13 protein-coding genes are annotated in these 14,580 nt (G+C 35.1%); 7 read left to right on the forward strand and 6 right to left on the reverse strand.

Going from position 1 to position 14,580, the window contains the following annotated elements; genetic code table 11:
- Nucleotides 1-23: 23 nt before the first annotated feature.
- The 3 genes from IKK64_01070 to tilS all read right to left on the reverse strand — a co-directional run bounded on the left by IKK64_01070 (nucleotide 24) and on the right by tilS (nucleotide 3,449).
- Nucleotides 24-1,136 carry a hypothetical protein gene (locus tag IKK64_01070; protein MBR4118652.1) on the reverse strand — a complete coding sequence of 371 codons (1,113 nt, stop codon included), beginning with the start codon at nucleotides 1,134-1,136 and terminating at the stop codon, nucleotides 24-26.
- A gap of 153 nt (nucleotides 1,137-1,289) precedes the next feature.
- Entirely contained in the window at nucleotides 1,290-2,129 is an 840-nt protein-coding gene (locus IKK64_01075; protein MBR4118653.1) for a GntR family transcriptional regulator, read from the reverse strand.
- Complete coding sequence (gene tilS / locus IKK64_01080; protein ID MBR4118654.1) at nucleotides 2,130-3,449, reverse strand: tRNA lysidine(34) synthetase TilS; 1,320 nt, start codon at nucleotides 3,447-3,449, stop codon at nucleotides 2,130-2,132. It abuts the gene before it with no gap.
- Between the two features lie 135 nt (nucleotides 3,450-3,584).
- Here tilS and pheS point away from each other — a divergent pair, with 135 nt between their 5' ends.
- The 7 genes from pheS to IKK64_01115 all read left to right on the forward strand — a co-directional run bounded on the left by pheS (nucleotide 3,585) and on the right by IKK64_01115 (nucleotide 11,079).
- Nucleotides 3,585-4,604: a phenylalanine--tRNA ligase subunit alpha gene (gene pheS, locus IKK64_01085; protein MBR4118655.1), complete on the forward strand. Its 1,020-nt coding sequence runs from the start codon at nucleotides 3,585-3,587 to the stop codon at nucleotides 4,602-4,604.
- Between the two features lie 3 nt (nucleotides 4,605-4,607).
- Complete coding sequence (gene nth / locus IKK64_01090; protein MBR4118656.1) at nucleotides 4,608-5,237, forward strand: endonuclease III; 630 nt, start codon at nucleotides 4,608-4,610, stop codon at nucleotides 5,235-5,237.
- A gap of 393 nt (nucleotides 5,238-5,630) precedes the next feature.
- Nucleotides 5,631-7,808 carry a tetratricopeptide repeat protein gene (locus IKK64_01095; GenBank protein MBR4118657.1) on the forward strand — a complete coding sequence of 726 codons (2,178 nt, stop codon included), beginning with the start codon at nucleotides 5,631-5,633 and terminating at the stop codon, nucleotides 7,806-7,808.
- Nucleotides 7,809-7,890: 82 nt separating this feature from the next.
- The gene (locus IKK64_01100; GenBank protein ID MBR4118658.1) at nucleotides 7,891-8,517 is read left to right on the forward strand and encodes a TetR/AcrR family transcriptional regulator; all 627 of its coding nucleotides are present in this window, start codon (nucleotides 7,891-7,893) and stop codon (nucleotides 8,515-8,517) included.
- A 12-nt stretch (nucleotides 8,518-8,529) separates the two neighbouring features.
- Nucleotides 8,530-9,276 (forward strand): 3-oxoacyl-[acyl-carrier-protein] reductase, encoded by a 747-nt coding sequence (gene fabG, locus IKK64_01105; GenBank protein MBR4118659.1) that lies wholly within the window; start codon nucleotides 8,530-8,532, stop codon nucleotides 9,274-9,276.
- 214 nt (nucleotides 9,277-9,490) lie between these two features.
- Nucleotides 9,491-10,177, forward strand: a complete 687-nt coding sequence (locus IKK64_01110) for an RNA pseudouridine synthase (protein ID MBR4118660.1) — start codon at nucleotides 9,491-9,493, stop codon at nucleotides 10,175-10,177.
- Between the two features lie 5 nt (nucleotides 10,178-10,182).
- Nucleotides 10,183-11,079, forward strand: coding sequence for a WYL domain-containing protein (locus IKK64_01115; protein MBR4118661.1), 897 nt, complete (start codon nucleotides 10,183-10,185; stop codon nucleotides 11,077-11,079).
- Nucleotides 11,080-11,282: 203 nt separating this feature from the next.
- Here IKK64_01115 and IKK64_01120 read toward each other — a convergent pair whose 3' ends face one another.
- From IKK64_01120 to IKK64_01130, 3 genes are read right to left on the reverse strand one after another with little or no spacing between them, the layout of a single operon-like run.
- Entirely contained in the window at nucleotides 11,283-11,795 is a 513-nt protein-coding gene (locus IKK64_01120; protein ID MBR4118662.1) for an NUDIX domain-containing protein, read from the reverse strand.
- A gap of 4 nt (nucleotides 11,796-11,799) precedes the next feature.
- Nucleotides 11,800-13,884, reverse strand: coding sequence for a DNA topoisomerase 3 (locus tag IKK64_01125; protein ID MBR4118663.1), 2,085 nt, complete (start codon nucleotides 13,882-13,884; stop codon nucleotides 11,800-11,802).
- A gap of 9 nt (nucleotides 13,885-13,893) precedes the next feature.
- Entirely contained in the window at nucleotides 13,894-14,517 is a 624-nt protein-coding gene (locus IKK64_01130) for a trimeric intracellular cation channel family protein (GenBank protein MBR4118664.1), read from the reverse strand.
- Nucleotides 14,518-14,580 lie beyond the last annotated feature (63 nt).

The raw sequence follows: 14,580 nt of genomic DNA on the forward strand, positions 1-14,580 counted from the left end.
GATTGTTAAATTGAGTATAAATTTTAATACCTATATGGCGGTGGTGGCATAATGGTATTGGGAGTGTATCCCGGACCCCACTCATTCCAAGGAGTAAGCACTACTCTTAAATTTATGTCGCCGTAAGTGTGTAACTCTAATATCGGATTTTGTCTGCAATTTAGATATACTAACGATGAACATAATGAAACATCAAGAGTTGTAATAGAGTTATTACTACAATCGAGATGTTGCAACAATGTTCGGGCATGTAAATCCAAATCATCGATACTATTGTACGAGCAATCAATAAACGAAAGATAATCACACTCTTCAATATTTATCTGTCGTAAATTATTATATGAACAATCGAGGTGCGTTAGCAATGGAGAGTTATATATTGAGAAATAGGTCATATTGTTATTGCTGCAATAGAGTGTTGTCAGTTTCTTTAAATTCATAGGCACAAATCGTGTTATATTATTGTTGTCGATATTAAGATTTGATAGCAAGGGAACTCCCGATAAATCAATTTGTGTTAGATTGTTATATCCGCAATAGAGATTAAATAGGGAGTCGCAACCTGATACATCAATATCTTGCAGTTTACATCCTTGTATATTTAATGTATTAAGAGTTTTTGAGGCAGATGCAGTAAAAGTTGTAAAATCGTTATTACCACAATTTATTATTGAGATTGATGGTATTAACGATACATTGAGTTCTTTTAAATGGTTTTTATTGCATAAGAGGTGCTTGAGAGAGGTGCAATTTTCCAAGTTGAGAACCTCAATATGATTATTTGATATATTTAAACTTTTAAGATTTGTACACCCTGATATATTTAATGAGGTGAGTTTGTTTCGTGATAAATCAACGGTTTGTAGCATTATCATATCTGATAAATCCAATTCGCCTGAAAGGGAATATCCTCGCCACATTATTGATTTTAGATGCCCATTACTCCATTCTACGCCATGCCAAGAGAGGGGATTATTCAAATCTTTTATTCCCATTGCTTGTGCATTGGTTTTATTTGAGTGTGCAGTTTGTGATAAGAATGTTTTTATCTTTTTTAGTTCGCTCTTATCAATTTGCTGTGCATTGACTGTTAGTATTGCAAAAATTAGAAGTGTTAGAAATAGAACTCTTTTCATAGTACAAAAAAAATAGTATATGCTTAAAACATATACTACTCTTATTATGTTCGTTGCTTTGCAACAATTAGTTTAGCACTTCGTGCTAATTAGGAATTAGTACGTGACCTCGCCACAATTAGAAAATAGCAATTATTTCATTTCTCATTTATATTAACACAACTCTATTGTGGTTGGAGTTATTGTTATAAGTTTTGCTTTATATAATGCTCCTATTGCTTTTTTGTAACTTTTTTTACTACAACCGAATATCTCGGCTATCTCTGTTGCCGATGATTTATCTGATAATGGGATTATCCCGCCTGATGCTTTTAGTTTATCGTATATCTCTGTTGCAAGGGCATCCATTGCTTGAACATCGTACCCTATTTTTTGTAGAGTTATGTCTAACTTCTCATCATTTCGGATATGTTTTACATAACCTTTTAAACGGTCGCCTTTTTGTATGGGAACAAATATCTCATTGTCATATATCATTCCGCTATGAAGACTGTTTACTATTACCTTCCAGCCTATATCGGTTTTTTGAGTTATAAGCAAATCAACCTCTTGGTTAAACTCATACTCAACAGGTGTATTATCTAAAAACTTATTTAGTTTTGCCGATGCAACAAGGCGTTGACTTTCAACATCGGCATAGATATATACTATATATTTGTAGCCCTCTTTCATCTCGCTACGTTGTTCGCGAAAAGGTACTAACAGATCTTTTGGTAATCCCCAATCTAAAAATGCTCCTATTCGGTTTACTGATTTTACTTGCAAATAGGCAAATTCTCCTGCTTGAGCATAGGGTTTTAGTGTGGTTGCTATTATGCGATCTTCGGAATCGAGATAGAGGAAGACCTCTATTTCATCGCCTACCTTTGTTCCCTGGGGGATATATTTGGTTGGTAAAAGAATTTCTCCAAACTCTTCACCACCATCAAGGTACATCCCAAAGTCCAACTCTTTTACTACTTTTAGTGTGTTATATTTTCCTAACTTTGCCATCTATTTTATTGTAAATTTAGCAACTCGTTTTGTTGTTTCGGTTATTTTATATTTATTGCTTTGTCTTTCGCCAACCAACCACAAAATTTCATCAACGGCAACCAATAGCCATATCTGCTCTTTTTGTAAAAGTGAGAACTTGTGGGTTGTAAAATAGTCGCTTAACTTTTGTGTTCCTTTCATTCCAAAGGGCATAAATCTATCTCCCATTCGCCAATGACGTAGTTTCAACCCGGAAGGAAGCTTGTCGGCATCGAAATATGCACAACCTTTATCTCGGGTGAGTGGTGGCAAATCTTCAATATTGATATACTCCACCCTCAACATCTCCTCAGCAGGATATGTTATTATGAAGTTATCCTCTTGCCCCAATGGTGATACAATAAGTTTATTACGATCTTTTATTATTCTGTGTGTTAATGAGAAGAATCTTTTACCTGATTCATCTCCAAATGAAGATATTATATCGTTTAATTGCGATGTTGCAAAACCATACGTCTTTATTATTTCATATAGTATGGTGCGTGGTGCTGATTGTTGTAAGAGTTTTTGTATATCAATATATGCAATATCTTCTCTTGTATCTACAACTTCATCAATTATCTTGTTAAGGGCAGAACGATATATTAACTCTGTCTCTCTCAAATGTGTAGCTGTTGATTCTATTGCCTCGTAAATCGAAGGGTTTATCTCTTTCATCATTGGTAATATACGATTGCGGATTTTATTACGCACATATATTACCTCTTTATTTGTGCTATCTGTTACATAGTTTAATCCGCTTAATTGGATATACTCCTCAACTTGGTTACGAGATAATGAGAGTATTGGGCGAATAACCGTTCCATTTAGTGGAGCTATACCTGTTAGTCCAGAAATTCCAGTACCACGAATAAGGTTTATCAATACAGTTTCTACAGAGTCATCGCGATGATGAGCCACTGCTAAATATCGGCAATCAAGAGCTATGCGTTGCTTTTCAAACCACTCATATCGTAACTCTCTACAAGCCATCTCAACAGATATTTTATTTTCAGCAGCATATTTTAGCGTATCAAACCGAACCTCAATAAAAGGTACTTCCAATTTTGTTGCAATCTGCTTTGCAAAGTTGCGATCGCGATCAGACTCTTCGCCACGCAATGCAAAATGGCAATGTGCAGCAAAGCAGCAATATCCTAACTCTTTGAGTATTGAAAGAAGTGCAACAGAATCTGCTCCTCCGCTTAATCCAACTAATATCTTATCGCCAACAGATAGTGGAATATTGTGAGAGATATACTCTTTTACTTGAGATATTATTTGGAGTTTTGTTGCCATTTTATCTTTTTACGTGATTTTATGATGCGAAAATAATATTTTTAACTCTGTTGTGGAAATATTTATGAGAGTTATATTATAAAAAGTCGCTTTAAATTATTAATTTTGCAACGTTTTAAACAAAATGACTCTGTAATGATAACTAAAATAGAGAATTTAAAGAAAGAGATTGAGGCGTTAAAGGCTTCAAATGCCGAAGAGGTTGAAGCTTTACGCATTAAATATTTGAGTAAAAAAGGTGAAGTAACTTCGTTGTTGGCAGAATTTAGAAATGTTCCTGCCGAACAAAAACGCGAAGTTGGTAAACTTATTAACGATCTTAAAGAGTTTGCCACAGAAAAGATTAACGCTCTTAAAGAGGATGTTTTGAGTAATGTTAAGGAGGATGATACTATTGACCTTACTCGTTCAGCATATGTTTTAAAGAGAGGTACTCGTCACCCATTATCTATCGTTAAAAACGAGATTTGCGATATATTCGGCAAACTTGGTTTCTCAATAGCAGAGGGTCCGGAGGTTGAGGATGACTGGCACGTATTCTCATCTCTTAACTTTGCAGAAGACCACCCAGCTCGCGATATGCAGGATACATTCTTTATTACTCGTAACCCAGATGTGCTTCTGCGTACACACACTTCATCGGTGCAAACTCGTGTTATGGAGAAGGCTCAACCACCTATCCGCATCATCTGTCCAGGACGAGTATATCGTAACGAGGCTATCTCTGCTCGCGCACACTGCTTCTTTCACCAAGTTGAAGCTCTGTATGTTGACAAAAATGTCACATTTGCCGATCTTAAACAGGCTCTATTGTTCTTTGCAAAAGAGATGTTTGGTCCAGAGACTAAGATTAGACTTCGCCCATCATACTTCCCCTTCACAGAGCCTTCGGCTGAGATGGATATATCTTGCAACCTGTGTGGAGGTAAAGGATGTTCTTTCTGTAAAGGAACAGGTTGGGTTGAAATTCTTGGTTGCGGTATGGTTGACCCCAACGTCTTAGAGGCTTGTGGTATAGATAGCAAAGAATATACAGGTTATGCTTTAGGTATGGGTGTTGAGCGTATCACTAATCTAAAATACCAAGTTAAAGACTTGCGTATGTTCTCTGAAAACGACAAACGTTTCTTGGAGGAGTTTGAGTCGGCTTTATAACAGATGAAAATTCAGGAGAGATATAACAATATTATAAATTGGTTTAAGGCCAATATGCCCATAGCTGAAACGGAGTTGAATTATGAAACTCCGTTTCAGTTGCTTATTGCCGTTATACTGTCGGCTCAATGTACTGACAAAAGGGTTAATATGATTACCCCTGCTCTATTTGAGGCATACCCTACGCCCGAAGTTTTGGCAGCAGCCACTCCCGATGCCGTTTTTGAACTTATACGCAGTGTTTCGTATCCTAACAATAAGGCTAAACATCTTGTTGGTATGGCTAAAAAGTTATTGAGCGATTTTAATGGCGAAGTTCCTTCGGATATTGATAAATTGCAAACATTGCCCGGCGTGGGCAGAAAGACTGCTAATGTTATTGCTGCCGTTGTTTTCAACAAAGAGGCTATGCCTGTTGATACTCATGTTTTTAGAGTTTCAAACAGGATTGGTTTGACAAACAACTCCAAAACTCCTTTGCAAACTGAAAAGACTCTTGTTAAATATATTCCTGGAGAACTCCTTCCTATTGCACATCATTGGCTGATACTTCATGGCAGATATGTGTGCAAGGCTCGTAAACCCGATTGTCTGAATTGCGGTATTAAAGAGTGGTGTAAGAGTTTTAAATAAATTTTAGATGAGTAAATCTGCGAGTAAGCTCCCTTTAATAATATATATTTATAACAACAAAAAACTAACAACTTTTAAAAGCATCAATCCCCAAGCTTATCTCAACTATCAAACTTTTTTAAAATAGAGCGAAGGGGTATCTGAATGTTACTTATCTTTTATGTCAAACAATTTGTCTGATCTATCTAATATCTTGTTATTAAATACTTTTGTCTATTGTTTTTTTACAGAACCTTTTTTGAGTAAAATATATACTCTTCCTGCATATCAAACAAAAAACAAATGAATTACAAAAAAATAGACTTTAACTTTCTATTTTACAATTTTAAATATCTTAGTTCTCAATTGTTTGGCATAGTATTTGAATTTAATATGATATAAAATATTTTAGCAATGTTAGAAGTAGCAGAAAGAGAACGAGAAAATATTTACGGATCTTTGTCCGAGGGTCAAGTGTTTAAGGCAATAAAGCAAATAGAATATCTGTTTGATGAAGCAATAGAGCCTACTCAAGATCTTATTGAGAAGGTAAAAGAAATTAAATCAACATATTCTATAATGACACAATATCTAAACGTAGAAGATCCTCAAAGAGTTGATATACATAATAGATTAATCATTTCATTGTATGAGATAGTAGATGAAACTATTGATATATTTATACAGAATAACTTAGTTTCAGGTTATATATACGACAAACGTCGTTATTATGATTCTATTGATACCATTGATATTGATAAAGAGATAATGCTCTTGAAAGAAGAATCAAAAAAGAGCATAACAACTGAAACTCTTAAAACAATTGAAAATATTCAGAATGAGATATTTAATATAATAGCAACATCATTGACAATAAAAACAAAAGAAAAGGCCGCAATACTTTCTCTTGTAAATAGTGATGAATTTGGAATAGTTACCTCTTCATTAGTAATATCAGCACTAACAATCTCAGCTATATATTTCTTCTCTGAGGATAAGTTACTACTTCTCCTTGATACATACTCAAAAAGTAATTGCGAGGAGGTGAAGCAGAGAGCTCTTTGTGGAGCGTTAATTATATCCTATATACATCGTAATAAAGTAAATCGATCTAAAGCTGCAAAGTTAAGAGTAGAAATGCTCTCTGCTGAGAATAATTTCTGCGAAGATGTTCGCTATATTTTTATACAATTTATTCGTTCATTAGAGATTGAGAAATTGTCAGATATGTTAAATAAAGAAATGAGGAAACTGACAGCAGAACTAAATAATGAACTATTATCAACAATAAAAGATAAGAATATTGAGAGTGTAAAAGAACTTGAATCTTTGTTTGAGGAGAATCCCAAATGGGCACAAAAGATTGAAGATAGTGAATTTGAAAAGAAATTAAGAGAGATAAACGAATTACAATTTGAAGGTTCAGATGTATTGATTTCAACATTTTCACAAATGAAAGATTTTTCTTTCTTTAAATCAATACAAAACTGGTTAAGACCATATACAAATGAATATAGCGAAATATATGACAGTATAAAAGAGCTTCCCAAGTTGGGCGATATTCTTGAAAAAACATTCTTTTTGTGTAATTCAGATAGATATTCTTTGCTCTTCTCTTCGGAACTCAATAAACTTAATAACCTAATGTTGACAGGTCTTCCGAGTGATATAAATATGAGTGATATGTTTACCGAAAATATTGAATCATCAAGAGCGGAGGCAAAATTAAGAGCAAGATTGTATATTCAAGATCTTTATAGATTATTTACTATATCAAAATTTAATCTTCCCAACATATTTGCAACACATATAAATCTGTATGAAGTAGATATATTAGAACCCGTCTTCCAAGATGAAGAGACCTTGCGAAGTATAGGAGAATTTTATCTATCAAAAGGGTATTATACATATGCAAAAACATATTTTAAATTATTACTTAACAGTAACCCAACAGATTATCTCTTGTATCAAAAGATAGGATATTGCAATCAGATGCTTAAAGACTATAAAGGAGCAATTGAAGAGTATGAAAAAGCCGACATTATAACAAAGGATATATGGACAATTACTCGCATAGCCTTATGTTACAGATTAATTGGAGATACATCAAAAGCCATAGAATATTATCAAGAGGCATTAAGATTAGAGCCCGATAATACCTCATTTGAGATGCAGATAGGTTATTGTTTATTAATGGCAAATAAATATAATGAGGCATTGGAATGTTTTTATAAAGTAGATTTTATAACAGACGGAACTCCAAAAACATGGCGAGCAATAGGATGGTGTTTGTTTTTGTTAGGTAAATTTGATGAAGCTCAAAATTATTACGAAAAGATTTTGTCTACTGCCCCAACCCCTAATGACTATATAAACATCGGACATATCTATTTAATAAAAAATGATATAAATAATGCTCTATCTTCTTATACAAAGAGTATTGAAATGAGTCTAAATGACACTGGTAATTTTGAGGATTCAATCTTAAAAGATAAAGAAATACTACTTAAATTAGGAGTCTCAGAGACAAAACTTTCAATATTACGAGATATTGTAATTAATAATGCAACAACTAACAAAAGCACACTATAATTATAGTTGTGAAATTTAATACTCGCCTTATTTGGCAGTTAGTTATATTTGCGTTATCTTCGCAATATAAATATATTATAATATGAGGGGTGAAAAAACACGATTAAAATTAATTGAGGTAGCACGTCAACTCTTTATAAAGTCAGGAGTTGAATCTACAACAATGAATGATATCGCTATCGCAGCTGGAAAAGTTCGCCGAACCCTATATACCCACTTTAAGAGTAAAGAAGATATATATTGGGCAGTAGTTGAATCAGAGATTATGCAGTTGATAGAGAAACTTAAATCAATTGTAAATCAAAATTTGCCCCCCGAAGAAAAACTTGCATACTATATCTTTCATCGACTTGAGTTAATAAAAGAGATAGTATTGCGTAATGGAACCCTCCGAACAGAGTTTTTTAGAGATGTCTGGAGTTTGGAACATGCTTGGAAAGATATTGGACAACAAGAGATATCTCTTTTACGCTCAATATTACAAGAAGGTGTTGAAAGCGGAGCATTTGAAGTAGATAATATTCAAGCAACCGCCATACTAATACACTATGCCTTACGTGGATTTGATGCTCCATACGTCCGTAACCATTTTCAACGAATGGCGCCAGGAAGAGAAGAGATTAGAGCTGCGGCAATAGATTTAATATTAAATGCAGTAAGAGCAAAAGGAACAGTTTGTACAAAATATATTTATCCCGACAGTCATTAAAAAATAAAATATATGAAACTATTAGAAGGAAAAGTTGCTATAATAACCGGAGCAGCAAGAGGAATTGGAAAAGCAGTTGCAATGAAATTTGCTCAAGAGGGAGCTAACATTGCATTTACCGATTTAAAATATGATGAAAATATGCAAAAAACCGAAGAGGAGATTGCAGCATTTGGAGTAAAAGTAAAAGGATACGCATCAAACGCAGCAAATTTTGCTGATACACATAGTGTTGTAGAGGCAATAATGGCTGACTTTGGAAGAATAGATATATTAGTAAACAATGCAGGAATAACACGTGATACACTAATGTTGCGTATGACCGAAGAGCAATGGGATATGGTTTTAAATATAAACCTAAAATCAGCCTTCAACTTCATTCATGCAGTATCACCAATAATGATGAAACAACGTGGCGGAAGCATCATCAATATGTCATCAGTAGTAGGAGTAAGTGGAAATGCAGGGCAATGCAACTATTCGGCATCAAAAGCAGGAATGATAGGATTAGCAAAATCAATAGCTAAAGAGATGGGACCACGTGGCGTAAGAGCAAACTGCGTAGCACCGGGCTTTATTATTACTGAAATGACAGCAGTATTGCCAGATGATGTAAAAGAGGCATGGGCAAAACAAATACCACTACGTCGTGGAGGAACACCCGAGGATGTTGCTAATGTATGTACATTCCTAGCATCAGACCTATCATCATATGTGTCAGGACAAGTAATACACTGTTGTGGTGGAATGAATATGTAATATTCAAATTCAATTAAAAATACTTTAATGGCGGTGTGTCATAATTGACAAACTACTATGTTGTTTTCAATATTAGGGCTCAGTTATGTACCTATGTACACTCCTTTCTCCCTAAATTTCAACGCCTTGTATTTTATCAATTCTTATACACCTTAAGAGGCTGAATCAAAAATTGCATTTTGACACAGCCTCATTTTTAAATAAAACAAATAAAGTGGAAGTTCTTTACGAAGACAATCATATAATAATAGTTAACAAAAACAGCTCCGAGATAGTGCAAGGAGACAAAACAGGCGACAAACCACTCTCTGAGATTGTAAAAGAGTGGATAAAGGAGAAGTATGCAAAACCGGGAAATGTATTCATAGGAGTAACACACCGACTGGATCGTCCTGTGAGTGGAGTAGTAGTATTTGCAAAAACAAGTAAAGCACTATCTCGACTAAATGAAATGTTTAGAGTAGGGGAGGTAAAGAAAACCTATTGGGCAATAGTAAAGAACAATCCACCCTTTGAAAATCAAACACTCAAACACTACATATATCGTAACGAAAAGCTCAATAAAAGTATAGCATACGATCATCCTAAAAATGGAGCAAAAGAGGCAGAGCTATCCTACAAACTATTAGTAAAGAGTGTAAACTATAACCTTCTGCATGTAAACCTAAAAACAGGAAGACATCATCAAATACGATGTCAGTTGTCAAAAATTGGGTGTCCCATAAAAGGCGATTTAAAATATGGAGCCGAACGCTCAAATGCTAACGGAGGTATATCGTTACATGCTCGTTCGATAGAGTTTATACACCCAGTATCAAAAAAACTAATATCAGTAACAGCACCAGTTCCAACTGATGACAGATTGTGGTTAGACATGGAACAGGCAGCAATAAATTTATAAAAACTATGGCGCAAAATCTCTTTAACAGATATGTATGGTTGGTAAATACCCTTTACCGTAATAAACGTATGACCTTAAAAGAGATAAACAACAGTTGGGTTCATACCGATTTTTCAGATGGAAACCCAATACCACGCCGAACATTCCACAACCATCGCGAAAAGATACAGGAGTTTTTTGATATAAACATAGAGTGCGACAGAGTAACAAATGAATACTACATTGAAGATGTTGATTCTCTTTCAAATGACAAAGTACGTTTTTGGTTGTTAAACTCATTTGCGGTAGAGAATATAATAAATGAGCAGCAAAAACTACACGATAGAATAATGTTAGAGAAGAACCCTTCGGGGGAGATATATCTCACAACAATAATTGAGGCAATGCGCGACAGTAAGGTGTTGCAATTCACATACCGAACTTTTAGCGAAACAGAAGAACACGTAGTTACCCTACTGCCATATTTCATACGAATATTCAAACAAAGATGGTATATAATAGGCTTTAATCCAGAATACAATCAGTTACGAATATACTCACTCGACAGAATGTCATCTGCCGATATACAAAAAGAGGAGTTTGAATATCCTTCAGACTTTTCACCAGAAGATTACTTTAAAAATAGTTTTGGAATAATAGTAGAAGATAAGAGCGTGGAGGTTATAGTATTAAAGGTAAATGCACCCCAAAATAGCTATATAAAAACATTACCGCTACATCACTCACAAAAGCAGTTGTTTGATTGTGATAGTTTTACAACATTTCAATACACCCTCCTCCCAACCTTTGACTTTAAGCAAGAGATACTCTCTATGGGTGCAAAAGTAGAAGTATTACAACCCTTATCGTTACGAAACGAGATAATCGCAACCCTGAAACAAGCATTAGAAAACTACGATTAGCAATCAGTTATCAGCAATCAGCTGTCAGTTAACAAACATTCGTTTGTTGAATCTGCTCACGCTCGGCATAACACAAACAAGTTTGGTTCTGCTCTTGCTTACTCGTAGATTTGTCAGTTAGGTTTATTGGACTAATTAGTCTAATTTGACTAATACAAAGTGAAGCCGTAATTCCTCATTGTTGCGAAGCAACTAACTAATTCCTAATTGGCACAAAGTACCGAACTAATCTTTAAAAATTCGCTTTCAAAATTGGGGGTGAAAATTCCTTTACCAATGTTGTTTTGTATATCTGTTATACTCCAAAATCTACCTTCATCAACTTCGTCAAGATCAGGAGTAATAACACCATTATATACAGTTTTGTAGCAATTGATAAGTTCGCGTTCAATCTCTGATTCAAACAGATATTTAGTAACCAAAGAGAACTCAAATTCGGTAATGCCCAGCTCTTCTCGAGCCTCACGCTTTAAAGCTACCTCAATCTCCTCGCCATAATCTATGTGGCCACCAACAGCTGTATCCCATTTGCCGGGTTGAATATCCTTCTTCATAGAGCGTTTTTGAAGATACAACTCACCCTTGTCGTTAAGGATATGTAGATGCACAACTGGGTGTAGAGGTTTGCTGCCTCCATGACAATAACTTCTTGTAGCCTTGCCAATAACAATACCCTCTTCGTCTACTAAAGGGAATAGCTCATCACCATTACTCATTGCCTTAATTGTTATTAGGTTTATAATTTTCTGCAATAGAAGCCAATTTGTTGCTATCTGCATCGGCACTACACTCTAAGAATGGAATAGTAAATCTACAACCACTCTTCCATTCAGAGCAACCGTATGCACTCTTACCCTTAATCAATATACCCTTACCGCAAATGGGGCATTTAACATCTTTATTGGCCTCTTTCTTAACCTTAGGTCTCTTCTCCGATTTGTTAGTTTGTTTACTCTTCTTCTCTTTTGTTGAAGAGCCACTTTTCTTGCTATTATTACTACTATTCTCCTCAATGGTAATAACCTTGTAACCTGCATTTCTAACATTGGTTACAATATCCATAACCATCAATTTGAGTTCTTCCAAGAATACTTTACCGCTATACTCTTTCTTCTCAATTTTACGAAGTTTATTCTCCCATTGACCGGTAAGCTCAGCAGATTTCAGAAGTTCTTCATCAATAGTATCAATAAGTTCAACACCGGTAGGAGTAGCAAACAAACTCTTACGCTCTTTTCTTATGTAGTTACGTTTATAAAGAGTCTCAATAATAGCTGCTCTTGTTGATGGACGTCCAATACCGTTCTCTTTAAGAGCGTCCCTAAGTTCATCGCTGTCAACAAACTTACCGGCAGTCTCCATTGCTCTAAGTAGAGTAGCCTCAGTATATGGTTTAGGAGGTTGAGTCATCTTCTCCGAAAGAGTAGGAGAGTGAGGTCCACTCTCTCCTTTAACAAAGGTAGGAAGAATCTTCTCCTCATCTTCATTTTGATTATCATCATCCCCTTTACTCTTCTCAAAAACAATACGCCATCCCTGCTCTAAAATTTCTTTACCGGTAGCTTTAAACTCTACCTCATTGCACTCACCTAATACCGTTGTAGTAGCAAATTTGCAATCGGGAAAGAATACCGCTATAAATCGCCTCGCAATAATATCATAAACCTTTCTCTCGTTATCCGAGAGAGAGTTTGGCGTAACATTAGTGGGAATTATAGCATGGTGGTCAGTAACCTTTGAATCATCAAAAACCTTTTTAGATTTAGGAAGACTTTTAAGATTAAGGTTATTAATAAATTCACTATATGTTGCATTTCTACCTAAAGCACCCATTATGCCAGGAACCTTAGGATATATATCATTACTTAAAAAAGTTGTATCAACGCGAGGATAAGTGGTAAACTTCTTCTCGTATAAACTTTGAATAATTTTCAATGTATCATCAGCAGAGAAAGAAAATTTTTTGTTACACTCCACTTGTAACGAAGTTAAGTCAAATAGGCGAGGAGGAGCCTCTTTACCCTGCTTCTTTGAAACATCAGTAATAAAAAACTCTTTATCCAATATTGCATTCAGAGCCTCTTGTCCTTTCTCTATTGCATCAAATTTACCCTTTGCAGCGGAGAAAACAGTATCTCTATAAAGAGTCTTTAATTCCCAATAAGGAGTCGGAATAAAGTTCTCAATCTCCTTTTGTCTGTTAACGATTAGTGCAAGTGTAGGAGTCTGTACTCTACCAACCGACAATACTTGTCTGTTCTGTCCATATTTAACGGTGTAGAGTCTTGTTGCGTTAATACCTAATAACCAATCACCAATAGAGCGAGTAAGACCAGCTTCATACAATTTATCAAACTCCTCTTGAGGTTTAAGAGAGTTAAAGCCCTCTCTAATAGATTCCTCAGTAAGGGATGAAATCCATAATCTCTCTACCTTACATTTGCAACCAGCCAATTGCATAACCCATCTCTGAATTAACTCACCTTCTTGCCCGGCATCACCGCAGTTGATAACTGTATCTGCCGAAGCAATAAGTTTAGCAATAGTTGCAAATTGTTTCTCTACCCCTTTGTCATTTATAAGTTTAATACCAAATTTAGGAGGAATCATAGGAAGAGTGTTTATATTCCAGCTCTTCCATTCAGAGGCATATTCATGAGGTTCCTTAAGAGAGCAGAGGTGTCCGAAGGTCCAAGTAACACAATAGCCATTTCCTTCAAAATAGCCATCCTGTCTATTGTTTGCACCAATGATTGACGCAATCTCTTTGGCAACACTCGGTTTCTCTGCAATACAAACTTTCATAAAGTAATCTTATAAATCCTCCTCGCTTTTAAGAGTCGGAAGAGTCCATTTATATCTAACAGCCATAATACGAGTAGCAATAACACCACCGGCTGCAAGAATTTGAGTGATAATATCATTTACACCCATACGGAACGAAATCCAATAAACAATACCACCAAAGATACAAGCCGAAGCATAAATATCTTTTCTAAAAATCAGAGGTTCCTCATTAACAAGAATATCTCTTAAAATACCTCCAAAAGCACCAGTTAAGGTACCCATTATAATAGCAACCCAGAATGGATAATCCAAAGCAACTGATTTTTGAATACCAACTACAACAAAAAGAGCTAAACCAATTGTATCAAATATAAAAAAGGTATTCTCAAAACGTAGAATGTTCTTTTGAAGAATAATAACCAATAGCAAAGCTGCGGCAGTAATAATCAAATATATTGAGTCGCTCATCCAAAAGGGGGTGACATCTAAAAGAAGATCACGAAGAGTTCCACCGCCAATAGCAGTAACAAGTCCGACAACGTATGCCCCAAAGAGGTCGAACCTCTTTCGGGCAGCCATTCTTATACCGCTTATTGCAAAAGCAAAAGTTCCTATAATCTCAACAATATACAAAAATGTGCTATTACTCATCTCTCCTATTGCAAATATTCTTTATTATTGGTTAAAATCAAGATGTTATATCTGCTAATATAA

Source organism: Bacteroidales bacterium (assembly GCA_017521245.1).
GTDB lineage: Bacteria > Bacteroidota > Bacteroidia > Bacteroidales > G3-4614 > Caccoplasma_A.